Source organism: Leifsonia sp. 21MFCrub1.1 (assembly GCF_900107895.1).
Taxonomy (GTDB): Bacteria; Actinomycetota; Actinomycetes; order Actinomycetales; family Microbacteriaceae; genus Leifsonia; species Leifsonia soli.
Genome location: NZ_LT629867.1, coordinates 2617029 through 2640257 on the forward strand (window position 1 = coordinate 2617029; position 23229 = coordinate 2640257).

Here is a 23229-nt window from a genome sequence, read left to right on the forward strand (position 1 = left end):
CCCCGGTCCGAACAGGATCGGGGCTCCCGTCATTCCGCCCGCGGCTCAGGCGTCGGCGGCGCAGCGGAAACCGATGTGCGTCGTCGCGCTGTCCTCCGCCTGCGGTGAGCGCGCCGCTGGGCGGAAGCGCAGGCAATAGTCGGGGCTGCACAGGTACGAGCCGCCCTTCAAAACCCGGCGCGGGATGTCAGAGCCGGGTTCCGCGCTGCTCGCTCCCAGCAGGTTCACCCGCCCGCCGGCCTCCGGCGCCCGCTGGCCCGGCACGATGTGGCGCGGTGCGTAGTAGTCGCTCGTCCACTCCCACACATTTCCGATCAGGTCGTACAATCCGTACCCGTTCGCCGGGTACGAACCGACGGGCGCGGGCGTCGCGCCGAAGCGACCCCGGTTCTCGTACGGGAAGTGCCCGATCCACGAGTTCGCCTGCGGCTCTCCGCCGGGATAGGCCTCGTCGCCCCAGGCGAAACGCGCACCGTCCACTCCGCCGCGTGCCGCGTACTCGTGCTCGGCTTCGGTCGGGAGGCGCTTTCCAACCCATTCCGCATACGCCGTGGCGTCCGCGTACGCGACCTGGACGACGGGCCGGTCCATCCGGTCGTCGATGTCCGATGCCGGGCCCTCGGGATGCCGCCAGTCGGCTCCGGGCTGCCACCGCCACCACTGCCGCCAGTCGGTGAGGTCGACCGGACCGTCCGTGGCCGTGAACACGAGGGCTCCGGGAAGGAGGTCGTCATCGGCCAGTTCCGGGAACTCGGCCGGGTCGAGCGGACGCTCGGCGACGGTCACGTGGCCGGTGTCCGCCACGAACGCCGCGAAGTCGGCGTTCGTCACCTCGAACCGGTCGATGCGGAAGGCGGCCACCGTGCGTTCGTGCACGGGCTGCTCGTCCGGGAAGAACTCGGCGGAGCCCATCCGGAACCGTCCGCCCGGAAGGGCCACCATGTCGTCCATGGCCTCACGCTAGCGACCCGATGCCGCTCCCGGACAGACCCCTGGTGCGGCTGGCACGCCCGGCGGACCGCGGCGTATGGTGAGCCCATGACCGTCGTCACCACCCACCGCCTCGGCGAGCCCTGCTGGGTCGACTACACCTCCTCCGATGTCCCGCGCGCGACCGAGTTCTACACGGCCCTGTTCGGCTGGACGGCCGAGACCGCCGGTGAGGAGTACGGCGGCTACGTGACCTTCCGCCGCGACGGCCGGAGGGTGGCCGGCCTCGGCCCGAGGATGGGCGACGCCCAGGCGAACACCTGGCTCACCCATCTGCTCGTCGAGGATGCGGACGCGGCCGAGAAGGCCGCGCTGGACAACGGCGCCCAGGTGATCGCGCCGACGATGACGGTCGGCGACCAGGGCCGGCTCGCCGTGATCGCCGATCCGGGCGGGGCCGTCGTCGGTCTCTGGGAGCCGGAGCAGCACCGCGGCTACGAACTGGTCGCCGAGGTGGGTGGGCTGGCCTGGCACGAGCTGTACGCGCGCAACTACGCGGTGCAGGTCGACTTCTACACCCGCGTGTTCGGCTGGAGGACCCAGGTCCTGGGCGACACCGCCGACTTCCGGTACGTCACCTTCGGCGACCCGGATGCGCCGGCGGGCGGCGTGTACGACGCGAACGGCATGCTGCCGGATGGCGTCCCGTCGCACTGGGTCGTCTACTTCGGGGTCGCCGACGCCGCAGCGGCGTCACAGCGTGTGATCGACCTGGGCGGAACCGTCATCCGCGATCCCTGGGACAGCGAGTTCGGCCGCTTCGCGCAGGTCACCGACCCGCTGGGCGGCCTGTTCTTCCTCCACGAGGTCGGAACGGGCGGCGCGGCCTAGCGCCGTCACCATCGCGCATTCGTCACCAATCGCGCCCATTCGTCACGAATCGCGCCCGTTCGTCAGGCTCACACATTCGTCACGCTCGCGCATTCGTCACGAATCGCGCCCATTCGGCACGAATCGCGCGCATTCGTCATGAATGGGCGCTCAGCTCAGTGGACGCTCGCCTGGAACGAGCGGATGCGCAGCAGCACCTCGGTGCGATTCGTCGCGAATCGCGCCGAATCGCCACGAATCGCGCGCATTCGTCACGAATGGGCGCTCAGCTCAGTGGACGCTCGCCTGGAACGAGCGGATGCGGAGCAGCACCTCGGTGCGCAGCGTCTCGGGCGCCGTCTCCTTGCACGCCCGCTGCACCACCTCGGTGAGCACGACGTTCAGATGGGCCTCGTCGGAGCATCCGGTGCAGTTCGCCAGGTGCTCGCGCACGTCGGCAGCATCCTCGCTGCACAGTTCGTTGCGCAGGTACTCTTCGAGTTCGGCCTTCGCCTTCTCACAGCCGCAGTCGGTCATTTCTTGCTCCTGGGTGTCTGCACGGCCCGGTCTCCCTGAACGGCGGAGAGGCCGCGCTCGTGCGCGTAGTCGGTCAGAAGCTCCCGGAGCATCCGGCGGCCGCGGTGCAGGCGGCTCATCACAGTGCCGATCGGGGTCTTCATGATGTCGGCGATCTCCTGGTAGGAGAATCCCTCGACATCGGCGAGGTACACGGCCAGCCGGAAGTCCTCCGGGATGGCCTGCAGCGCGTCCTTGACGGCGCTGTCCGGCAGATGGTCGATCGCCTCGGCTTCGGCCGAGCGGCTGGACGACGAGGACATGGACTCCGCGCCGCCGAGCTGCCAGTCCTCGAGCTCGTCGATCGTCCCCTGGTAGGGCTCGCGCTGCTTCTTGCGATACGTGTTGATGAACGTGTTGGTGAGGATGCGGTACAGCCACGCCTTCAGGTTCGTGCCCTGCTGGAACTGGCCGAACGCCGCGTAGGCCTTCACGAACGTCTCCTGTACAAGGTCCTGCGCGTCGGACGGGTTGCGTGTCATGCGCAGGGCAGCCGCGTACAGCTGGTCCATGAAAGGCAGGGCCTGATCCTCGAAGAGGTGGCCCAGATCCTCGGTCTCGGTGCTCATCACCGGCCAGTCTAGTTGCGACGCCAGCGACGTGCTGAGAAGGCCCTCGGGGTCGACGAGGCCGTGCGGGGTGACGCTGGGAGCGTCGAGCACGGCGGTGGCGGCCACGGGCGGATCCTTCCTGATACCGGGAACACGGATAATCTGGACAACAATGCTGATCTCGAAATATTCCGCCCCTGACTTCGACCCGTACGGCGACAACCGCGTCGAGGAGCCGAACACGCTGTGGCCCGCCCCCGTGGCCGACGGTCCGGTCGTCGCGACGGTGTCCCTCCCCGGCTCGAAGTCGCTGACCGCGCGCGAGCTGGTGCTCGCCGCCCTCGCCGACGGGCCGTCGCTGCTCCATGCTCCCCTGCACTCACGCGACAGCGCCAACATGGTGGAGGCCCTCCGCGCTCTGGGCGTCACGATCGAGGAGCGCGCGGGCGACGGCGAGTTCGGCGTCGACCTGCTGGTGACCCCGGCCGAGGAGCTGCTCGGCAGCACGACGATCGACTGCGGACAGGCGGGCACCGTGATGCGGTTCGTCCCGCCGATCGCCGGGCTGGCCCTCGGCCCGACGATGTTCGACGCGGACGACTCCGCGCGCGGCCGCCCGATGGGCGCCATCATCGCGGCACTCCGCGCGCTCGGGGTCGACGTGAACGACGACGGCCGCGGCTCCCTCCCGTTCACCGTGCACGGCACCGGTCGGGTCGCGGGCGGCGCGATCGGGGTGGATGCGTCCAGCTCGAGCCAGTTCGTGAGCGCCCTCCTGCTCTCGGCCAGCCGCTTCGACGACGGCCTCGACCTGACGCACAAGGGCGAGCGGCTGCCGAGCCTGCCGCACATCGAGATGACGATCGCGGCCCTCGCCGCCCGTGGGGTGACCGTCGAGTCGCCCGAGGTCGGACGCTGGATCGTCTCCCCCGGCACGATCGCCGCCCGCGACGTCGACATCGAGCCGGACCTCTCCAACGCCGCCCCCTTCCTCGCCGCGGCCGTCGTGACCGGAGGCACGGTGACGATCACCGGCTGGCCCGCGTCGACGACGCAGGTCGGCGCAGACCTGGCCGACCTGCTTCCGCTGTTCGGGGCGACGGTCACGCGTGACGGCGACCGGCTCACCGTGACGGGCCCGGAGCGCCCGAGCGGCGTCACCCTCGACCTGACGACGGGCGGCGAGCTCGCTCCTGCGCTCGTGGCGATCGCCGCCCTCGCGGACGACCCGAGCGAAATCACCGGCATCGGGCACATCCGTCATCACGAGACGGACCGCCTCGCCGCCCTGGCCGCCGAGATCAACGGCCTCGGCGGCGCGGTCACGGAGCTGGAGGACGGCCTGCGGATCGACCCGCGCCCGCTCCACGGCGGCGTGTGGCGCAGCTACGAGGACCATCGCATGGCGACGGCCGGGGCGATCGTCGGGCTCGTCGTGCCGGGGGTCGAGATCGAGAACGTGGCCACCACGGCGAAGACGCTCCCGCAGTTCACGCAGCTCTGGACCCGGATGCTGCAGAAGGGCGCCGGCATCGCGTGACGGACAACAGCGGCTCCTGGTGGGCGGACGACGAGGACGACGACGAGCTCGACCTCTACGACGAGTCCAGCATCCGCAGCCGCCCGAATCCGAAGGGCAACCGCCCCCGGACGAAGACGCGCCCCGAGCACGCCGACGCGCAGATCGCCCGGGTGCTCGGCGTCGATCGCGGCCGGTACACGGTCCTGCTCGACGAGGACACCCCCGAGGAGCGGCAGGTCACAGCGGCCAGGGCCAGCGAGCTGCGGCGGAATCCGATCGTCACCGGTGACCGCGTCGCGGTCGTCGGCGACACGACGGGCGAAGAGGGCACCCTCGCCCGCATCGTCCGGGTCGAGCCGCGCACAACGCTGCTTCGGCGGAGCGCGGACGACACGGACGAGGTGGAGCGGATCGTGGTCGCGAACGCCGACCAGATGCTCATCGTCGTCGCGGCCGCGAACCCGGAGCCGCGGACACGGCTGGTCGACCGCTATCTCGTCGCCGCCTACGACGCCGGCATCGAGCCGATGCTGTGCGTCACGAAGACCGATCTCGCCGACCCCGAGCCCTTCCTGTCGAACTTCGCCGGCCTCGACCTCCCGGTTTTCACGAGCCGTCAGGACGACATCCCCCTGCACGACATCACGACGGCGCTGATCGGCCACGACACGGTCGTCGTCGGCCATTCCGGGGTGGGCAAGTCGACCCTGGTGAACGCGATCGTCCCCAGCGCGCACCGCGCCACCGGTCACGTCAACGTGGTCACCGGGCGCGGCAGGCACACCTCCTCGTCGACCGTCTCCCTCCGCGTCGAAGACGACGAGGGCCGCCACGGCTGGGTCATCGACACCCCGGGCGTCCGCTCGTTCGGGCTCGGGCACGTGAACACCGACAGCATCCTGAAGGCGTTCACCGACCTCGCCGAGCTCGCCGAGGACTGCCCTCGGGGGTGCACGCACCTGCCCGACGCTCCGGACTGCGCGATCATCGAGGCCGTCGAGGCGGGGAAGCTCGGCGAGGCCGGCCGGGCGCGCCTCGACTCGCTGCAGCGCCTGCTCGCCACTTTCGCGCGCTGAACCGTCCTCCGGCTGGGAGAATGGAGCCATGACTGACGCTCGACTCGAGGCCGGATCGCCGGCTCCCTCCTTCACGCTCACCGACCAGGACGGCGCCGCCGTCTCGCTCTCCGATTTTGCCGGCGAGAACGTGATCGTGTACTTCTACCCGGCCGCGATGACGCCGGGATGCACGACGGAGGCCTGCGACTTCCGCGACAACCTGAACTCGCTGAAGTCGGCGGGTTACCAGGTCATCGGCATCTCGAAGGACGCGCCGGCGAAGAACAAGCAGTTCCAGGAGCAGGACGGCCTCAACTTCCCGCTGCTGTCCGATGAGGACCTGGCCGTGCACCGGGCATACGGCGCCTACGGCGAGAAGAAGCTCTACGGCAAGACGGTGGAGGGTGTCATCCGGTCGACCTTCGTCGTCGACCCGGACGGCACGGTGCGGCTGCCGCTGTACAACGTGAAGGCCACCGGGCATGTCGCATCGCTGCGCAAGAAGCTCGGCATCGACGCCTAAGCGGGGAGGCGCGGCACCGACGCCAGCAGACGGCGCGTGTAGTCGTCACTCGGCGTCCTGAGGACCTCGGCGGTCGCGCCCTGCTCCACGATGCGCCCGCCGCGCAGCACGACGGTGTGTGCGCAGAGCGCAGCGACGACGCTGAGGTCGTGCGACACCATGACGACGGTCATCCCTTCGTTCGCGGCGAGCTCTCCCAGCAGGTCGATGATCTGGATGCGCGTCGTCACATCCAGCGCGCTCACCGGCTCATCGGCCAGCAGCACCCGGGGGCGGGACACGATCGCACGGGCGATGGCGATGCGCTGCCGCTGGCCTCCCGAGAACTCGTGCGGGTAGCGGCGCGCCGCGTCGGCGGGCAGGGCGACGGAGTCCAAGGCGTGAGCGATGCGCTCGCGCGCCTCCTCGCCGCTCGCGAGCCCGAGGGACGCGAGGGGCTCCCCGACAATGCGGCCGACGCTCTGCCGCGGGTCGAGCGAGGAGTACGGGTCCTGGAACACCGGCTGGACGCTGCGGCGGAAGGCGCGCAGTTGCGCCCGGTCGCGCGGGTTCAGGGGCTCGCCGTCGAAGAGCACGGAGCCGCTCGTCGGCGTCGTCAGCCCCAGCAGGAGCGAGAGCGCCGTCGTCTTGCCCGCTCCCGACTCACCGACCAGGCCGAGGCTGCGACCCGGCTCGACGGCGAACGAGACGTCGTCGAGGGCAGCGGTGGCGGCCCGTCGGTAGCGGAAGCCCGCGCTGCGGAGTTCGAGGATCGGGGTCATGGCAGCTCCAGTGCGGCATCGAGCTCGCGGGCGCTCCGTACGAGTTCCGCGGTGTACGGATCGCGCGGTTCGGACAACAGCCCGCCGATGGCGCCCTCCTCGACTACGCGGCCCTGACGCAGCACGATGGCGCGTTGCGCCATGCGCGATACCACGGCCAGGTCGTGGCTCACGAACAGGAGCGCCATCCCCCGCTCCGCGACCAGGCGCTCGAGCAGGGCGAGCACGTCGGCCTGGACGGTGACGTCGAGCGCGGTCGTGGGCTCGTCGGCGATCAGCAGCCGCGGACGACAGGCGAGGGCCGCCGCGATCGCGACGCGCTGCCGCTGGCCGCCGGAGATCTCCCACGAGTAGGCGCGCGCGATGCGCTCCGGTTCCGGGAGGCCCACCTCGGCGAGCGCGTCGTGCACCGCCCGCCGCAGCGCGTCCCCGCGCAGCCCGAGGTGGCGGCGGAGAGGCTCGCCGACCTGCCGGCCGAGGCGCATGAGCGGGTCGAGGGCGGTCATCGGCTCTTGGAAGACCGTCGACGCCACCCGGCCGCGCAGCGCGACCAGGTCGCGCTCCCGCGCCCCGAGCACCGGGACGCCGTCGAGGAGCACGCTGCCCGTCGCCTGCAGTCCGTCCGGAAGCAGACCGGTGAGGGCGAACGATGTCAGAGACTTCCCCGAGCCGGACTCGCCGATCAGGCTGAGCCGCTCCCCCGCGTCCAGACGGAACGACACGTCCCGCACGAGGACGTCACCGCCGCGCGTCGTGACCGTCAGGTGGTCGACCTCGAGGAGCCGCGGAGTCGCCTGCCTCTGCGCGCCCACCGTGTTCGCGCTCACCGCGACCTCCTCCGCGTCGGATCGGCCACATCCCGCAGGCCGTCGGCGACCAGGTTGACGCCGATCACCAGCACCACCAGGGCCACCCCGGGTGCGATCGCGCCGGCGGGAGCGGTGGACACCGTGCCCTGCGCCTCCTGCAGCAGCCGCCCCCACGACGCGTTCGGAGGCGGGGCGCCCAGCCCGAGGTACGACAGGCTCGCCTCGGCGAGCACGGCCACCCCGAACTGCAGGGCCAGGTTCACGCTGAGGGTCGGCCAGATGTTCGGCAGGATGTGCCGCGCGATGATCCCGGACCACGAAGTGCCCGAGGTGCGCGCCGCCGTCACGAACTGCTGTGCGAGCACCCGCTTGGCGAGCACACGCGTCAGTCGGGCGACGACCGCGGACATGGCGAGCCCGATCGCGACGATGGCGGTGCCGAGCGAGGCGCCCTGCGCCGCCACGATCAGCATGGCCAGCAGCAGCGTCGGGAACGCGATCAGGATGTCGAGAACGGCCGAGAGCGTGTCGTCGAGCCACTTCGTGGCGAACGCGGAGAGCAGGCCGAGCGTACCGCCGACCACCGCACCGATCGCAACGGATCCGAGGCCGACGGCCAGGGCGATCCGCGCGCCGATCATCAGCTGGGTCGCCAGGTCGCGGCCGAACCGGTCCGTGCCGAGCCAGTGGGATGCGCTGGGCTGCTCGAGCCGTGTCCCGGACGTGTCGGACTGCGCGTAGGGCAGCCAGAAGAACGAGACGACGGCCACGATGACGACGAGACCGACCAGCACGAGGCCGATGCCGAGGGTCAGCGACCGGCGACGTCGCCGCCGGTGCGTGGCGTCCGGCGCGGCGGCCTCCGCCGCCTGCTCCACGATCGCGCTCATGCGTTCCCCGAGATACTGCGACGGAGTCGCGGATCGACGAGGCGCTGGGCGACGTCGGCCAGGAAGCCCACGATCAGGACCAGCAGCGTCGAGACGAACAGGATGCCCTGGATGTTCGGGTAGTCGTGCTGCTCGATGGCCTTCAGCAGCATGCTGCCGAGACCCGGGAGCGTGAAGACGCTCTCGACGACGACGGCGCCGAGGAACGTCGTGGCCAGCTCGATGCCCAGGACGGAGATCACCGGAACCGCTCCGTTGCGCAGACCGTGACGCCACATCGCGCCGGCGAATCCGGACCCCAGCGCGCGGGCGTTGCGCAGGTAGTCGCTGCCGATCACATCCAGCGTCGCACTCCGCACGTAGCGGGAGATGGACGCGCTCATCACGAGGGCGATGGTGACGACCGGGAGGGCGAGGGAGGTGAGGGCCTCGGCGGGATCGGACCAGTCGTCGCGCGGGAAGCCGCCCGACGGGAACCAGCCCAGCGTGATGGCGAACACATCGACGAGCAGGATGCCCACCCAGAACACGGGGACGGCGATGCCCAGCTGCGAGAATGCGGACAGCAGGATGCCGTACCAGCGGTCGGCCTTCCACGCCGCGACGAACCCGATGGGCAGGGCGAGAACGAGGGCGAGCACGAACGAGAGCAGCGTCAGCGGAATGGTCACCGACAGACGGGCAGCGATCTCGGGGCCGACGGGCAGCGAGCTGATGAACGACTCGCCGAGGTTCAGCGACAGCAGGCTGCCGAACCACGAGAAGAACTGCTGCAGCAGCGGCTGATCGCTGCCCACCTGGCGTTGAGCCGCCGCGATCTGCTCCTTCGTCGCTCCGACGGAGAGCAGCGCGTTCGACGGGTCGCCCGGCAGCACCCGGAGGAGGAAGAACAGCACGACCATGGCCAGCAGCAGCGACACCACGAGGAACGCGGTGCGACGCACGAGATAGAGGGCCATGGTCCTTTAAGCGTAGGTGCTCGGGGAGCCGGGCGGCTCCCCGAGCACTCGGGTGGTGGAAGACGGTTCCTGTGGAGAACCGGCTACTTCTTGACGATGTCGTAGGCGAAGAACTGCGAGTTCAGGCCGTTGACGGGGTATCCGCTCACGTCGCTGTCCGCCACGACGATCTGCGGGTACAGGTACAGCCAGGCGCTGGCCGCATCCTTCGCGATCTGCTCGTTGACCTGCTTCAGCTTGGCGGTCTGCTCGGCCGTGGTCGTGGCCTGCTCGGCCTCGTTCACCCAGGCGGTCACCTGGGGGTTGTCGTAGCCCCAGTAGAAGTCCGGGTTTCCGTACCAGACCACATCGCGGTCGTTGACGTGCTCCTGCAGCGTCGCGGTGAAGTCGTGGTTCTTGAACACCTTCGTGTACCACTCGTCGGCCGAGATGGAGTTGATGTTCACCGTGATGCCGACCTTCGCCAGCTCGCTCTTCAGGAACTCGGCGACCGCAGGGTGCGGGTCGTACGTCGGCGTGTCCAGCGTGAACGTGAAGCCGTTCGCGAACCCGGCCTCGGCCAGCTCCTTCTTCGCCAGGTTCACGTCGTACGGGTTCACCTTGGTGAGGTCCTCGTACCAGGGGTCGCTCGGCGGAACCATCGACCCGATGAGCGTGCCGTAGTCGCCCCAGATGGAGTTGAGCAGCTTCTTGGTGTCGATGGCCGAGTAGACCGCCTTGCGGACCTCGACGTTGTCGAAGGGGGCGACCTTGTCGTTGAACGCCAGCAGCTCCTTCGTCGTCGACTTCCCGTCGGAGATCGTGTAGTCCTTGTTGCCCGTGAACGTGCTGAGGGCGTCCGGGCTCTGGATGCTCGTCACGATGTCGACCTGCTTGGTCTGCAGCGCGTTCGACAGGGCGGAGGCGTCGGTGAAGTAGTCGAACTCCACCTCCTTGTTCTTGGCCTTGTCGCCCCAGTATCCGCTCCAGCGCTCGAGGCTGAGCGAGCTCCCGCGCTTCCAGGTGCCCAGGGTGTATGGGCCCGTGCCGTCCTCGGCGGTCTTGTAGTTCGACGTGCCCGGACCGTAGATCCAGATGTAGCTGAGGTTGTAGGGCAGCGAGATGGAGCGGGACGACAGGGTGATGGTCACCGTCTTGTCATCCGGGGTGTCGATGCTCTTGATGACCTCGAGCTGGGACTTGCGCGCCGACTGCGAGTCGTCGGAGGTCACGCGCTCGATGCTCCGCTTGACGTCGGCGCTCGTGAGCGGCTTGCCGGAGTGGAACTTCACCCCGTCGCGCAGCGTGAACGTGTAAGTCAGGCCGTCGGCGCTCGTGGTGTACTTCGTCGCGAGCAGCGGCTCGACCTTGCCCTGGTCGGTCAGCTTGAACAGGCCCTCGTAGACGTTGCCGTTGAGCGCCTCGGTGACGCCCTGACCGCCGCCCGCGGTGTTGTCGAGGTTGACCGGCTCGTAGAGCGAGCCGATCGCGATGGTCGCATCACTTCCGCCGGCGGACGACGAGCCGCCCGCGCATCCGGCGAGCGTCAGGGCCGTCGCCAGGCCGATCGCGAGCGCAGCGAACAAGGGGGTCTTTCTCACGGTGGTTCTCCAGTGCTGTGGGGATGAATGCGAAGGGTGTCCGGGCGCTCGGCCCGTCAGGGGGTGTGCGCCGCCTCGTGGTGTGCGCCGCCGCGGAACGCCACGCGCTTCTCCCCAGCGGTGACCGCGACGGGGAAGCGGTTGTTGCGCGGCGGCAGCGGACAGTTGTACTGGTCCGAGAACCCGCAGGGCGGCACGAAGGAGCGGTTGAAGTCCAGGACGACGTGGTCGTCCACGTGCTCGACGAAGAGGAACCGGCCGGACGCGTAGGTCCCGTCCTCCCCGTCGGCGCCGTTGGTCGGGTCGCCGAACACCAGAAGCAGCGTGCCGTCGTCGTCGAAGGCGCTCAGCGTGTACTCGACGCCATCGCGCTGGAAGGCGATGTCGCCGGGGACGACGAGGTCGCGGGTGAGCCCGTTGTCGCGGATGTGCTCGAAGGGGATGGTGCGGTCGTCGCTGACCGGCGTGAAGGTGGCCTCGACGACCCAGCTGGGGTCGAACGGGAAGACGTCGATGGTCTCGAAGTCGCGGATGGCGGGAGATGCAGCATCCCAGAGCCGGATGCCGCGCTCGACCTCGCCGGTCTCGAGACTGCGACGGGTGAGCTCCGTCGCGATGACCGACTCCGGCTGCCCGGCCAGCGCCTGGTCCGGCGTCGTGGTGTCGCCGGCGGGCAGCCACCGCGTCTCGATGAGGGCGAGGTTGCCGGTGGGCGCGGTCACGCTGCTCAGCCGGCCCGCACGCCAGGCGTCCCAGCCTGCGCGGGCTCGCTCGATGGTCGCGGTGGACGCCGAGGTCTGTGTGGAGATATCAGTCACGATGCCGGACATAACCATTCGAGTCTCCGGCTTGTTCCCGCGGGACGCTATTCGTGTTGCTCCGTGTTGCGCGCCGTGGCGCGGACCACGGCCGGGGAGACGGCCAGGACGCCGGCGACGACTGCGGGCACCAGGAGGGCCCAGCCGACGTCCGGCCGGGCGTAGAAGCCCTGGAAGCAGCCGACGGCGACCGCGAGCTGGAGGATCTGGATGGTGAGGGCGGACGCACGCGCCCAGCCCCGGCGGCGCACCAGGCCGACGAGGGTCGCGATCAGCCAGGCCGCGGCGAGGAGGACGAGGACCACGATGGCGACGGCGGACGCGTACGACTCGGGCGTCTGCGTGAGCAGTTCGTAGACCAGCCAGCACGCCACACCGGCCACGAGGGCCGTCTCGAGCGCGAGGATGACGGTCAGCACCGTGAGGAGGGGCGGGCGCGCCGGGCGGTCCTGAGCGGCCGCCTCCGGGGCGTTCTGGGGGTCGGGCACTATAGCATCCTGACGTTTCCGGCTCGTGTTCTCAGCGTTATCCCATACAAAACTATTGATTCGCAATAAGGGCTATGGGAGCATATTCAACGGTCGAGTTAACGCTCACAGGGTCGTGGGCAGGTCTGATTCCCCACGGATCTAAGCACCCTGCAACCCGACTGCTTATCTGCATTCTATGGCCCTCTCGGGTCAGGAACCCCAGTAAACAAGGAGCACATCTTCATGGATTGGCGCGACAAAGCCGCCTGCCTCACCGCGGACCCTGAGCTTTTCTTCCCGGTGGGCAACACCGGCCCGGCGGTCGACCAGATCGACAAGGCCAAGGCGGTCTGCGCACGCTGCACCGTGACCGAGATCTGCCTGCAGTACGCCCTCGAGACCGGACAGGACTCGGGCGTCTGGGGCGGTCTCTCCGAGGATGAGCGCCGCGCTCTCAAGCGCCGCGCCGCACGCGCACGTCGCGCATCCTGACGCTCCACCCCATCCCCCATCGTCGGCGCGGGCCCTACCCACCCGCGCGTCCGACACAGCCGAGGCGGCGCTCACACACCTAGCACCGAGCGCCCCTCGGCATTTTTCTTTCTGCGGGAGCGTCCGCCGGTCAGATCTTGGTCAGGTACCGCAGCGGGACCTCGATGGTCACCTCGGTGCCCTGCCCCATCATCGTGTGCCAGTCGATCGCTCCGCCGAGCTCCCCCTGGATGAGCGTCCGGACGATCTGGGTTCCGAGACCCGTCCCGACCTTGCCCTCCGGGAGGCCGGACCCGTTGTCGACCACCTTGACGGTCAGCGACTCCTCCGACCGGTGGGCGACGATCTCGACCTCGCCCTCGCGGCCGGCGAGGCCGTGCTCCACGGCGTTGGTCACGAGCTCGGTGAGCGCCAGCGCCAGCGGTGTCGCGTACTCCGACGGCAGCTTGCCGAAGGTCCCGGACTTCTTCGGATGCACGGTCGTCGTGTGGCTCGCCGCGACCTCGGCGACGAGCAGCAGCACGCGATCGAACACGTCGTCGAAGTCCACGATCTGCGCCAGGCCCGTCGACAGGGTGTCGTGCACCACGGCGATGGCCGCCACGCGGCGCATGGCCTGGCTGAGGGCTTCGCGCGCCTCCTCCGAGTGGGTGCGGCGCGCCTGGATGCGCAGCAGGGATGCCACGGTCTGCAGGTTGTTCTTCACGCGGTGGTGGATCTCGCGGATCGTCGCATCCTTGGTGATGAGCTCCCGCTCCTGGTGCCGCTGCTCTGAGACGTCACGGCAGAGCACGATGGCGCCGACCCGCTCGCCGCGGTTGCGGATGGGGATGGCGCGCAGCGACACCGTCACGCCCCGAGCCTCGATGTCGGTGCGCCAGGGCGCCCGGCCGGTCACGACCAGCGGCAGGGACTCGTCGACGGTGATGGTGCCCGCCAGGAGGCCGGTCGTCACCGTGGCGAGCGACTCGCCCTCCAGCTCGCCGGTGAAGCCCATGCGGTTGAAGGCGCTCAGCGCGTTGGGGCTGGCGAAGGTGGTGATGCCGTCGACGTCGAGCCGGATCAGGCCGTCGGCAGCGCGCGGGGCGCCGCGTCGAGGGGCGGCCGGGGCTCCGAGGTCGGGGAAGTCGCCCGTCGCGATCATGTTGAAGAGATCGTTGGCGCATTCGTTGAAGGTGAGCTCCTGGCGGCTCGGGGTGCGCGCCTCGCTCAGATTGGTGTGGCGCGTGATCACCGCAACGGGCTCCGGAGCGGTGTCCGGCGAGTGGACGGTGAGCCGGCGGATCACGGGCACCGCGCGCACGCGCGTCGGCGTCTCTTCGTACCAGTCGGGGGCCGACGTGTCGATGATCTGCTTCGACCGGTACGCGTCGGTCACCTGCTGGCGCCACTCCGGCTTGATGCGCTGGCCGACGAAATCCCGGTAGAAGAGCGTCGCCGCCGAGGAGGGGCGGGCGTGCGCCACCGCGACGAAGTCATCGTCGGCGGTCGGCACCCACAGCACGATGTCCGCGAAGGCGAGATCGGCCAGGAGCTGCCAGTCGCCGACGAGGCCGTGCAGCCACTCGACGTCCTCTTCCGAGGAGCGGCCATGGGCATGGACGAGATCGCTGAGGGTCGACACCTCCCCATCCTAAACGGCGCTCCGACAGGGATGACGAGAGTTATCCACAACGCGTTTGTGCCCTGGTCCGACGCCCGTCGACCTGTTTGAGTGAGGAATCGCACATATCACGACTCTATTTCAGCACAGACCACCGACACACCCCTCCGGGAGATCACATGCACCACCTCGCCCTCGCCCCCGCGACCCCGTCCACCTCGGCACTGCCCGGCGGACGGCCGGCAGCCGCCGGCCGTCCGGGCACTCTCCTCGGAGATCCGTCATCGGACCGGCCGCCGGCCCGGCCGCTGGCCGACGCGGGGCTTGCGGACAGGGTCATCGCACGACGGGAGGGGCGCCCCGGCGACCTCGTCGAGTTTCCGACGAACGGGGAGCCGAGTCCGGCGACCCTGTGCTCGAACCTCGCGCGGTCGGTGGTGGAGATCCTCGCGGGAGCCCGCCCGCTCGATCAGATCGGCCGCTGGGTGAGCGACTCGGTCTACGTCCACCTTCTGCGTCGCACCATGCTGACCGTCCAGGCGCGGACGACCGCGGCCGACAATCCGCTGCGACCGCGCATGACCATCGGCGATCCTCTGCTGGCGTTCCCGGTCGACGGCGTCGTCGAAGCGGTCGTGATGGTGCACCAGCCCGGTCGGTCACGGGCCGTTGCCATCCGGCTGGAGCGTCACCGCACCCGGTGGCGCGCCACGGCCATCAACGTCCTGTAGCAGCGAAGACGACGATGGCGGCCCCGCGGGGCCGCCATCGTCGTGCGATCAGTTCCTGATCAGCGCTTCTTCGCCTGGGCGCGGCGCTCCGCGCGGTTGACGGGAGCCGCGTCGTCGGCGTTCTCGACGCGCTGGCCGAACGCACCGCGCTGGTTGCCCGCCTGCGCCGGCGGAGCCGCCGGGGCGGCCTGCTGCTGCGCCCGCTGCGCACGGGCCGTCGCAGCCTGCTCCAGCTGGCCGCGCTGGTTGCGCACCTCGACACCGCCCTGCTCGGCAGGAGCGGAGTAGCTGAGCGCGGTGTCGCTCTCGCCGCGGGCCAGGCCCTTGGCGGCGACCGCGGGCGCCTCGACCTCTCCAGGGGCCTGGTTGACCTCGACCTCCAGGTTGAACAGGAAGCCGATGGTCTCCTCGCGGATGGCGCCCATCATCTGCTGGAACATCGCGTAGCCCTCGCGCTGGTACTCGACCAGCGGGTCGCGCTGCGCCATCGCCCGCAGGCCGATGCCGTCCTTCAGGTAGTCCATCTCGTAGAGGTGGTCGCGCCAGCGGCGGTCGATCACCGAGAGCACGACGCGGCGCTCCAGTTCGCGCATCGCCGGGGCGCCGAGGGACTCTTCGCGACGCTGGTAGGCGATGCGGGCGTCCGACATGATCTCGCGGCGCATGAACTCGCGGTTGATCTTGCCCTTGTTTCCGGCCTCGGCGATCACCTCGTCGATGCTCACACCGACCGGGTAGAGCGTCTTGAGCTCGGCCCAGAGGGCGTCGAAGTCCCAGTCGTCGCCGCTGCCCTCGCCGGTGTGCTGATCGAGGATGTCGTCGATCACGTCGGTGAGGAACTGCTGCACACGCTCGTGCAGGTCGTCGCCCTCGAGGATGTGGCGGCGGTCGCTGTAGATCGCCTCACGCTGGCGGTTGAGGACGTCGTCGTACTTGAGGACGTTCTTGCGGATCTCGGCGTTCCGGGCCTCCACCTGCGACTGCGCGCTGCGGATGGCGCGGCTGACGACCTTCGACTCGATGGCCATGTCGTCCGGGACGCTGCTGCGGCCCATCAGGCTCTCGGCGGCTCCCGCGTTGAACAGGCGCATCAGGTCGTCGGTGAGCGACAGGTAGAACCGGCTCTCGCCCGGGTCGCCCTGACGACCCGAACGACCGCGGAGCTGGTTGTCGATGCGCCGCGACTCGTGGCGCTCGGTGCCGAGCACGTAGAGCCCGCCCGCCGCGATGACCTTCTCGGCCTCCTCGGCGACCTGCGCCTTGACGTTCTCGAACACGCCCTCCCAGGCGGCCTCGTACTCGTCCGGCGTCTCGACCGGCGACAGGCCGCGCGCGTTCATCTCGGCGACGGCGAGGAACTCGGAGTTGCCGCCGAGCATGATGTCCGTACCACGGCCGGCCATGTTGGTGGCGACCGTCACCGCGCCCAGGCGCCCGGCCTGTGCGACGATCGCGGCCTCGCGCGCGTGGTTCTTCGCGTTCAGCACCTCGTGCCGCACGCCGCGCTTGGCGAGCAGGCGCGAGAGGTACTCGCTCTTCTCGACCGAGGTGGTGCCGACCAGGACGGGCTGGCCCTTCTCGTGCCGCTTCACGATGTCCTCGACCACCTGGTCGAACTTCGCCTTCTCGTTCTTGTAGACGAGGTCGGACTGGTCGATGCGCTGCATCGGCTTGTTGGTCGGGATGGGGACGACGCCGAGCTTGTAGGTGCTCATGAACTCGGCGGCCTCGGTCTCGGCCGTACCGGTCATGCCGGAGAGCTTCTTGTAGAGACGGAAGTAGTTCTGCAGGGTGACGGTCGCGAGGGTCTGGTTCTCGGCCTTGACCTCCACCCCCTCCTTCGCCTCGATCGCCTGGTGGATGCCCTCGTTGTAGCGGCGGCCGACCAGGATGCGGCCGGTGTGCTCGTCGACGATGAGCACCTCGCCGTTCATCACCACGTAGTCCTTGTCGCGCTTGAACAGCGCGTTCGCCTTGATGGCGTTGTTGAGGAACGAGATGAGCGGGGTGTTGGCCGACTCGTACAGGTTGTCGATGCCGAGATAGTCCTCGACCTTCTCGATGCCCGGCTCCAGTACGCCGACGGTGCGCTTCTTCTCGTCGACCTCGTAGTCGACGTCCGGGGTGAGGCGCTTCGCCAGGTTCGCGAACTCGTTGAACCAGCGGTTCGCCTCGCCGGAGGAGGGACCGGAGATGATGAGCGGCGTGCGGGCCTCGTCGATCAGGATCGAGTCGACCTCGTCGACGATCGCGAAGAAGTGGCCGCGCTGCACCATGTCGCTCGCCTGCCACGCCATGTTGTCGCGCAGGTAGTCGAAGCCGAACTCGTTGTTGGTGCCGTAGGTGATGTCAGCCGCGTACTGCTCGCGGCGTTCCTCCGGGGTCTGGCCGGCGAGGATCACGCCGGTGGTCATTCCGAGGGCGCGGAACACGCGGCCCATCAGCTCGGACTGGTAGCTCGCCAGGTAGTCGTTGACCGTGACGATGTGGACGCCGCGGCTGGCGATCGCGTTCAGGTAGGCCGCCGTCGTGGCGACGAGGGTCTTGCCCTCACCCGTCTTCATCTCGGCGATGTTGCCGAGGTGCAGCGCGGCGCCGCCCATGATCTGCACGTCGAAGTGACGCATCCCGAGGGTGCGCTTCGCCGCCTCGCGGACGGCCGCGAACGCCTCGGGGAGCAGGTCGTCGAGCGGTTCGCCGTTGCCATAGCGCTCGCGCAGCTCGACGGTCTCGTGCGCGAGTTCCTCATCGGTGAGTTCGCTGAAGTCGTCTTCGAGGGCGTTGACCGCCTTCGCGTACGCCTCCAGCCGACGGAGGGTTCGGCCCTCGCCAACACGGAGGACCTTTTCAAGAACTGAGGCCACTGATGCACTCCACTTACGCTCGGTCGGGCGGACAGCCCGGCGCCCCGGCGGACGCACGCCGGACGGCATACTCCGCCGACGCTAGAGACATGCTACTTGTTCCGCCCTGACGTTCGACCTGCCCGGCCTGAGAGGAGTCTGGACGCCCGCTCGGCGCAGCCTCGGGAATGCTGATCGGGCGAGTCGATGGCGGCCGCCGCCCGGGCGGCCGCCATCGACGCTTCCACGGCGTGTGCCGCGGTCAGCCCAGCTTGCGGGCCGCGGTCGCGACCTCCTGCAGCTCTTCGGCCTCGTCGTCGAGCGCGATCACGCCGTAGTCCCAGCCCTTGCGGCGGTAGACGACGCTCGGACGCATGGTCTCCTGGTCGACGAACAGATAGAAATCGTGTCCGACGAGCTCCATGTAGTACAGAGCGTCGTCCACGGTCATCGGTACGGAGGCGAACACCTTCTTGCGGATGACGACGGGAGAGTACTCCTCCTCCGCCTCCGCCTTCTCCTCCGTTTCATCGGACACGGCGGGCATCGCGCCGGTTCTCACCTGGTCGAGCACTGCGACGGGAGCCGCCGCGAGTCCGACCGCACTGAAACCGTCCGTGCTCGCCTCACGCAACGAGGTCGGTCGGTGCTGCCCGCGATGGACCTTGCGTCGGTCCTTCGCTCGCCTCACGCGCTCGAGGAGCTTGCCGAGGGCGATATCGAAGGCGGCGTACTTGTCCTGCCCTGTCGCCTCGGACCGCACGACGGCCTTCGGACCGACGAGGGTCAATTCGACCCGATCGTCGCCGTTCTGGCTGCCCAGCTTCTCGTTGTGCCTGCTGACCTTGATCTCGAACGAGATCGCCCTCTCGGCCAGATGCGCCACTTTCTCGGACTTCTCGGTGGCGTACTCCCGGAAGCGATCAGTGATACCCAGGTTGCGTCCGATGATGTTGATGTCCATGGAGACCTCCCTGTTCCGGCGTGACGACCGCCCGGATCACGAAGGGCGGATCGACCACACCTTTTCGACTACCGTAGTGCCGCCGACCTCATTTAGAAACCGGAAAACAGGCGGCATCTCCCCAGGGTCCGCTGTGTGGTTGCTGGACACGCCCTCCACCGCGGAGCGGCGTCCGGGCGATCGCGGCCGCGCCCGCTACCCGGCCGCCGACGGCTCGGATCGCTCTGGCCGCTTCGGCGATGGTCGCCCCAGAGGTCACGATGTCGTCCACGATCAGGCAGGTGCGGCCGGCCAGCCGCCTCGAGGCGACGAAGCTGCCCCGCCGGTTCCCGGAACGCTGCATGGCCGTGAGCCCGGCCTGGTCCGCCGTTTGGCGCGACAGTCGCAGCGCTCGCCAGAGTGGAGGGACCAGGATGTGCGCCCGGGCGAGAACCGAGCGGCTCGGGTGGTAGCCCCTCCGCCGCCAGGCGGACCGGGTGGACGGGATGAGAACGGGCAGCAGGGCCGCGTCGCCGGCGTCGGCTCCGCCGGGCGCGCGGGCGGTCTGCCGCTGCGCCTCCGCCACCGCACAGCGCAGGGCGCGCGCGAGCGCTCGCACCACATCCACCCGGCCGCCGTCTTTGTAGGCCAGCAGCACGCGCCGCGCGACGCCCTCGTAGCTGAGCGCGGACCAGACCGGGATGTCGCCTATCGCATCGAGGCGGGCGACCGGGCGCAGCGCCGCGTCGCAGTCGTCGCAGAGAGAGCGGTCGGGACGACGGCACCCGGCGCATCGCACAGGGAGGACGATCGCGGCGGCGTCGAGCAGGGATTCGCGGACCAGGGTGTTGGCTGTCATGGTTCGAGCATCCCGGGGCGCGGTTCCGGGCGGGCCGTCGAGGCGGAATCTGTGGAGAACCGGCTGGTGGCGGCGGCTGTGGACACGCAGGGAGAGCGGATTACGGCTGACCCTGCTGCACGGCCACGGCCCCGACCTTGTCGATCTGCGCCTGCCAGCCGGTGCCCGTCGGCGCGAGCAGCGTGCCATCCGCACCGAGCACCACGTAGGGCGCCAGTCCGGACGCCCCGACGATCACGCGACCGCCCGCAGGACCGGAGGTCGTGGTCTGCTCGCCGCCGACGGTCTGCTGCGCGATGCTGGTCGCTTCCCCGTTGGTCGAGCTGAGCACCGCGATGGTGAGATCACTCGTCCAGGCGGCCGAGCGCGGCACCGACGTCGGCACAGCGAGCTCGACCGGCTCCGTCAGCGAGACGGGCGATGCGTTTCCGCCGCGGACGATCCCCGCTGCCATGAGCGAATAGCCGGTCGCGGTCTGAACGAGGGCCGCAACCCGGGTGCCGTCCCGCGAGACGGAGAGCGAGAGGATGGCGGTCGCGTTCGGCCAGTTGACGGTGACGGCGTGGGGCTCTCCTCCGGTGGCGGACGCGACCTGGATCGCGTTCGGGGCCGCCGCCGGCACCGACCAGACCCAGCCGTCGGCGTCCAGCGACGGACCGATGAGACCGGGGCGCGCATCCACCCGGACCGGATCGCCGCTCTTGCGGACCGAGTACACGCCCGCCTGCGACAGGACAGCGGCCTGGTCGCGCGACGCGCTGAGGGTGACGGCCGACGGGTGCAGGGACACGACCTTGTCGCTCAGGCCGCTGAGCGCTGCCACCGTGTCCCCGTTGAGCGGGCCGAACACGTCGCTGCGGTCCACGAATGGATGCGCGTCGACGGACGGGTTCCGGATGGGCAGAGCGGCGGTGCTGAGCGACGGGACCTGCTGGGCGTTGCCCTCGATGGACAACTGGACGCTCTGCGCGAGGCTGCCCAGGGACTGCTCCAGCTGGTACTGCATCCGCTGCAGTTGCGTCGGGTCGGCCTGACCCGCTTCCGAGCTGAGGTCCACCCGGGCGACACCGCCGGCGGTCGTCACCGAGGGGACGGCGAGCTGGGTGCCCTTGGGGAACGCCGTCGTCACCGCCCCGGTCAGCCACGGCGCCGGCCCGGCGAGCAGTGAGCTCGCCACGCGCGTCGCCGCCGACGCCACCCGGGCCGGGAACCAGCGCGCATCCGGCACGAGGTAGGAATAGCCGGGGCTGAAGAAGTACAAGGTCTGCTGCGTGTACACGGCGCGGAACGTCGGATCGTCGATGACCACGCCGTCCGGTGCCACCGAGATGCGCCACTCCCCGTCCTCTTTGACCAGCTGGTAGTTGAGACCGACGGGAGCTGTGCTCCTCACCGGGTGGTACGTGCCGATGGAGTCGATGTTGGCGACCGGGGTGACCTCCACGCGCCAGAGAGTGCCCTGATCGTCGTAACTCCGGTTGCGCCCGTCGTCGACGGTGACCGACTCGTCCGGGTTCCAGTTCGCGGCCATCGACCGCGTCAGGTACTCGCGCGCGATGGCGAAGTTGTTCTTCGGGCTGGAGGCCGCGTCGATGAACCCCTGAACGATCCGCTGCTGGCTCGCGCCCTTCTCGGGCTTCGACGGGTTGAAATCGAGGTCGAGGGGGTCGTTCACCTGGGCGACCGGTGCTCCCTGACGCACCGGCCCCGAGTCCGGGATGCTGGCGCAGGCGGCGAGAGCGACCAGCACCAGGGCGGTCACCGATGCCACCGCGGCGCGCAGGCCCCAGGATCGCGTGCGTTCGCTCATGCGTGGGCCTCGCTCCCGGTCGGGGTCCCGCTCTCCTGGGGCATCGTCGCGCCCGCGTCGGCCGGCGGAAGGGGCAGCGGCGACGAGGTGATCTCCCGACCGACCACCCGCGGGAGGGTGAGCCGGAAGCACGAGCCGGCGCCCGGCGCCGACCACACCTGCAGCCAGCCGGAGTGCAGGGTCGCGTCCTCGAGCGAGATCGCGAGCCCGAGGCCCGTGCCGCCGAGGGTGCGCTTGCGCGACGGGTCCGCCCGCCAGAACCGGTCGAAGACGTGACCGGTGTCCTGCGGGCTCATCCCGATGCCGTAGTCGCGGACGGTGAGGGCGACCGCGCTCTCGTTGCTGTCGACCGTCACGACGACCGGGCGTCCCTCGCCGTGCTCGATGGCGTTGCCGATGAGGTTGCGCACCACACGGCGGATGCGCCGCGGGTCCATCGGCACGTCGAAGTAGCCGCCGGGGGCGTCCAGCGTCAGTTCCGAGCCGTTCTGCTCGGAGAGCGTCCTGAGTTCGTCGACGCAGTCCTCGGCGAGCCGGACCAGGTTGGTGGGTTCTGCGTCGAGCACGACGGAGCCCGCGTCGTAGCGGCTGATCTCGAGCAGGTCGGAGAGCAGGCGGTCGAACCGCTCGATCTGCGTGTGCAGCAGCTCGGCCGTGCGGGCCGTCGCCGGCGCGAAGCCCTCGCGCTGGTCGTAGATCACGTCACCCGCCAGGCGGATGGTGGTCAGCGGGGTGCGCAGCTCGTGGGACACATCGGACACGAAGCGCTGCTGCAGCTGCGACAGCGTCGCGAGCTGGTTGATCTGGCTCTGGAGGCTGTCGGCCATGCCGTTGAACGAGCGGGCGAGAGACGCGAACACGTCCTCCCCGCGCTCCGGGATGCGCACGGCCAGATCGCCCGCGGCGAGCCGCTCGCTGGTGCGCGCGGCCACCCGGATCGGCTCCACCACGAACCGCACGATCACCCAGGTGATGGCGCCGATGAGCAGGATGAGCGCAAGGCCGGCCAGCAGCAGGGTGTTCTGCACGAAGAGCAGGGTGTTCTCCGAGTCGCGCAGGTTGTATCCGATGTAGAGCTCGTACTCGCCGTAGGACGGAAGGGTCAGCTGCGACCCGACAACGATGCCGGGATCGCTGTCGCTCCCGGCGGGCAGCGCCACCGACTGGTAGTACTGCTTCGAGCCGCCGTTCTGCACCTTCTCGCGCAGCTCGGGAGAGATGACCGAGTTCATGGCGGGGCTGCCGCGGTCGGGGGGCGCGAGGATGCCCGTGTCCTGTCCCGGCACCCGGTAGGCCGCGACCAGACGGCTCGAGGTCGACGCCTGGACGCTCTGCAGGACGGTGTTCAACAGGTTCTTGCCCGCATCCCCGGACGAGACGTCGGAGGCGTTCAGCGTCGACTGGGCCGTTGTGGTCGCGCGGCTGGAGTCGCGGAGCGCCTGGTCGAGCCGCGACTGGTACAGGTCGTTGCTGATGCTCAGAGACATGTAGATGCCGGTGACGAGGATGGCGACGCCGGTCAGGAGCAGCGTGATGGCGACGGTCCGCAGCTGCAGCGAACTCCGCCACAGCCGGGCGAGACGGGCGGGCGTCTGGCGCCACCAGTCCCGCGTCGGCCACCGCGCGCCCAT

22 protein-coding genes are annotated in these 23229 nt (G+C 69.7%); 6 read left to right on the plus strand and 16 right to left on the minus strand.

Annotated elements, in window-relative coordinates; genetic code table 11:
* Window positions 1-45: 45 nt before the first annotated feature.
* Window positions 46-951 carry a formylglycine-generating enzyme family protein gene (locus BLW09_RS12490; protein ID WP_089913123.1) on the minus strand — a complete coding sequence of 302 codons (906 nt, stop codon included), beginning with the start codon at window positions 949-951 and terminating at the stop codon, window positions 46-48.
* An 87-nt stretch (window positions 952-1038) separates the two neighbouring features.
* Here BLW09_RS12490 and BLW09_RS12495 point away from each other — a divergent pair, with 87 nt between their 5' ends.
* Window positions 1039-1821, plus strand: a complete 783-nt coding sequence (locus BLW09_RS12495; protein ID WP_089913126.1) for a VOC family protein — start codon at window positions 1039-1041, stop codon at window positions 1819-1821.
* Between the two features lie 270 nt (window positions 1822-2091).
* Here the strand turns inward: BLW09_RS12495 and BLW09_RS12500 are convergent, their stop codons facing one another.
* Together BLW09_RS12500 and BLW09_RS12505 are read right to left on the minus strand one after the other, a co-directional pair.
* On the minus strand, window positions 2092-2337 hold the full coding sequence (locus BLW09_RS12500) for a zf-HC2 domain-containing protein (protein ID WP_018190122.1): 246 nt from the start codon (window positions 2335-2337) through the stop codon (window positions 2092-2094).
* Window positions 2334-2945: a sigma-70 family RNA polymerase sigma factor gene (locus tag BLW09_RS12505; protein ID WP_172824349.1), complete on the minus strand. Its 612-nt coding sequence runs from the start codon at window positions 2943-2945 to the stop codon at window positions 2334-2336. Before BLW09_RS12505 ends, BLW09_RS12500 begins: the two co-directional genes overlap by 4 nt.
* A gap of 154 nt (window positions 2946-3099) precedes the next feature.
* Here BLW09_RS12505 and aroA point away from each other — a divergent pair, with 154 nt between their 5' ends.
* Genes aroA through bcp form a run of 3 tightly spaced genes read left to right on the plus strand, consistent with a single transcriptional unit; the run spans window position 3100 to window position 6030 of the window.
* Window positions 3100-4467, plus strand: coding sequence for a 3-phosphoshikimate 1-carboxyvinyltransferase (gene aroA, locus BLW09_RS12510; RefSeq protein WP_089913130.1), 1368 nt, complete (start codon window positions 3100-3102; stop codon window positions 4465-4467).
* The gene (gene rsgA / locus BLW09_RS12515; RefSeq protein ID WP_089913133.1) at window positions 4464-5525 is read left to right on the plus strand and encodes a ribosome small subunit-dependent GTPase A; all 1062 of its coding nucleotides are present in this window, start codon (window positions 4464-4466) and stop codon (window positions 5523-5525) included. The genes aroA and rsgA overlap by 4 nt, the downstream gene beginning before the upstream one ends.
* Before the next feature lie 28 nt (window positions 5526-5553).
* Complete coding sequence (gene bcp, locus BLW09_RS12520; RefSeq protein ID WP_089913135.1) at window positions 5554-6030, plus strand: thioredoxin-dependent thiol peroxidase; 477 nt, start codon at window positions 5554-5556, stop codon at window positions 6028-6030.
* Here the strand turns inward: bcp and BLW09_RS12525 are convergent.
* The 7 genes from BLW09_RS12525 to BLW09_RS12555 form a co-directional block, all read right to left on the minus strand.
* On the minus strand, window positions 6027-6791 hold the full coding sequence (locus BLW09_RS12525) for an ABC transporter ATP-binding protein (RefSeq protein WP_089913138.1): 765 nt from the start codon (window positions 6789-6791) through the stop codon (window positions 6027-6029). The genes bcp and BLW09_RS12525 overlap by 4 nt on opposite strands.
* Complete coding sequence (locus BLW09_RS12530) at window positions 6788-7618, minus strand: ATP-binding cassette domain-containing protein (RefSeq protein ID WP_231946828.1); 831 nt, start codon at window positions 7616-7618, stop codon at window positions 6788-6790. Before BLW09_RS12530 ends, BLW09_RS12525 begins: the two co-directional genes overlap by 4 nt.
* The gene (locus BLW09_RS12535) at window positions 7615-8490 is read right to left on the minus strand and encodes an ABC transporter permease (protein ID WP_089913141.1); all 876 of its coding nucleotides are present in this window, start codon (window positions 8488-8490) and stop codon (window positions 7615-7617) included. Before BLW09_RS12535 ends, BLW09_RS12530 begins: the two co-directional genes overlap by 4 nt.
* On the minus strand, window positions 8487-9449 hold the full coding sequence (locus BLW09_RS12540) for an ABC transporter permease (protein WP_089913144.1): 963 nt from the start codon (window positions 9447-9449) through the stop codon (window positions 8487-8489). The genes BLW09_RS12535 and BLW09_RS12540 overlap by 4 nt, the downstream gene beginning before the upstream one ends.
* A gap of 83 nt (window positions 9450-9532) precedes the next feature.
* Window positions 9533-11029, minus strand: a complete 1497-nt coding sequence (locus BLW09_RS12545) for an ABC transporter substrate-binding protein (protein ID WP_231946829.1) — start codon at window positions 11027-11029, stop codon at window positions 9533-9535.
* A 56-nt stretch (window positions 11030-11085) separates the two neighbouring features.
* Window positions 11086-11859, minus strand: a complete 774-nt coding sequence (locus tag BLW09_RS12550) for a DUF1684 domain-containing protein (protein ID WP_089913149.1) — start codon at window positions 11857-11859, stop codon at window positions 11086-11088.
* Between the two features lie 35 nt (window positions 11860-11894).
* Window positions 11895-12335, minus strand: coding sequence for a hypothetical protein (locus tag BLW09_RS12555; protein ID WP_089913151.1), 441 nt, complete (start codon window positions 12333-12335; stop codon window positions 11895-11897).
* 225 nt (window positions 12336-12560) lie between these two features.
* Between BLW09_RS12555 and BLW09_RS12560 the strand changes: the two genes are divergently transcribed.
* On the plus strand, window positions 12561-12809 hold the full coding sequence (locus BLW09_RS12560) for a WhiB family transcriptional regulator (protein WP_018190103.1): 249 nt from the start codon (window positions 12561-12563) through the stop codon (window positions 12807-12809).
* Between the two features lie 130 nt (window positions 12810-12939).
* On the opposite strand, the gene BLW09_RS12565 is transcribed toward BLW09_RS12560, so the two are convergent.
* Window positions 12940-14433, minus strand: a complete 1494-nt coding sequence (locus BLW09_RS12565) for a sensor histidine kinase (protein ID WP_089913153.1) — start codon at window positions 14431-14433, stop codon at window positions 12940-12942.
* A 158-nt stretch (window positions 14434-14591) separates the two neighbouring features.
* Here BLW09_RS12565 and BLW09_RS12570 point away from each other — a divergent pair, with 158 nt between their 5' ends.
* Window positions 14592-15143 carry an Rv3235 family protein gene (locus BLW09_RS12570; RefSeq protein ID WP_231946831.1) on the plus strand — a complete coding sequence of 184 codons (552 nt, stop codon included), beginning with the start codon at window positions 14592-14594 and terminating at the stop codon, window positions 15141-15143.
* Window positions 15144-15202: 59 nt separating this feature from the next.
* On the opposite strand, the gene secA is transcribed toward BLW09_RS12570, so the two are convergent.
* The 5 genes from secA to mtrB all read right to left on the minus strand — a co-directional run bounded on the left by secA (window position 15203) and on the right by mtrB (window position 23229).
* Window positions 15203-18007 (minus strand): preprotein translocase subunit SecA, encoded by a 2805-nt coding sequence (secA, locus tag BLW09_RS12575; protein WP_089913156.1) that lies wholly within the window; start codon window positions 18005-18007, stop codon window positions 15203-15205.
* 241 nt (window positions 18008-18248) lie between these two features.
* Window positions 18249-18950, minus strand: a complete 702-nt coding sequence (gene hpf / locus BLW09_RS12580; RefSeq protein ID WP_089913158.1) for a ribosome hibernation-promoting factor, HPF/YfiA family — start codon at window positions 18948-18950, stop codon at window positions 18249-18251.
* Window positions 18951-19038: 88 nt separating this feature from the next.
* Window positions 19039-19788 (minus strand): ComF family protein, encoded by a 750-nt coding sequence (locus BLW09_RS12585; protein WP_089913161.1) that lies wholly within the window; start codon window positions 19786-19788, stop codon window positions 19039-19041.
* 100 nt (window positions 19789-19888) lie between these two features.
* Entirely contained in the window at window positions 19889-21598 is a 1710-nt protein-coding gene (locus tag BLW09_RS12590; protein WP_231946832.1) for an LpqB family beta-propeller domain-containing protein, read from the minus strand.
* Complete coding sequence (gene mtrB, locus BLW09_RS12595) at window positions 21595-23229, minus strand: MtrAB system histidine kinase MtrB (protein WP_089913165.1); 1635 nt, start codon at window positions 23227-23229, stop codon at window positions 21595-21597. Before mtrB ends, BLW09_RS12590 begins: the two co-directional genes overlap by 4 nt.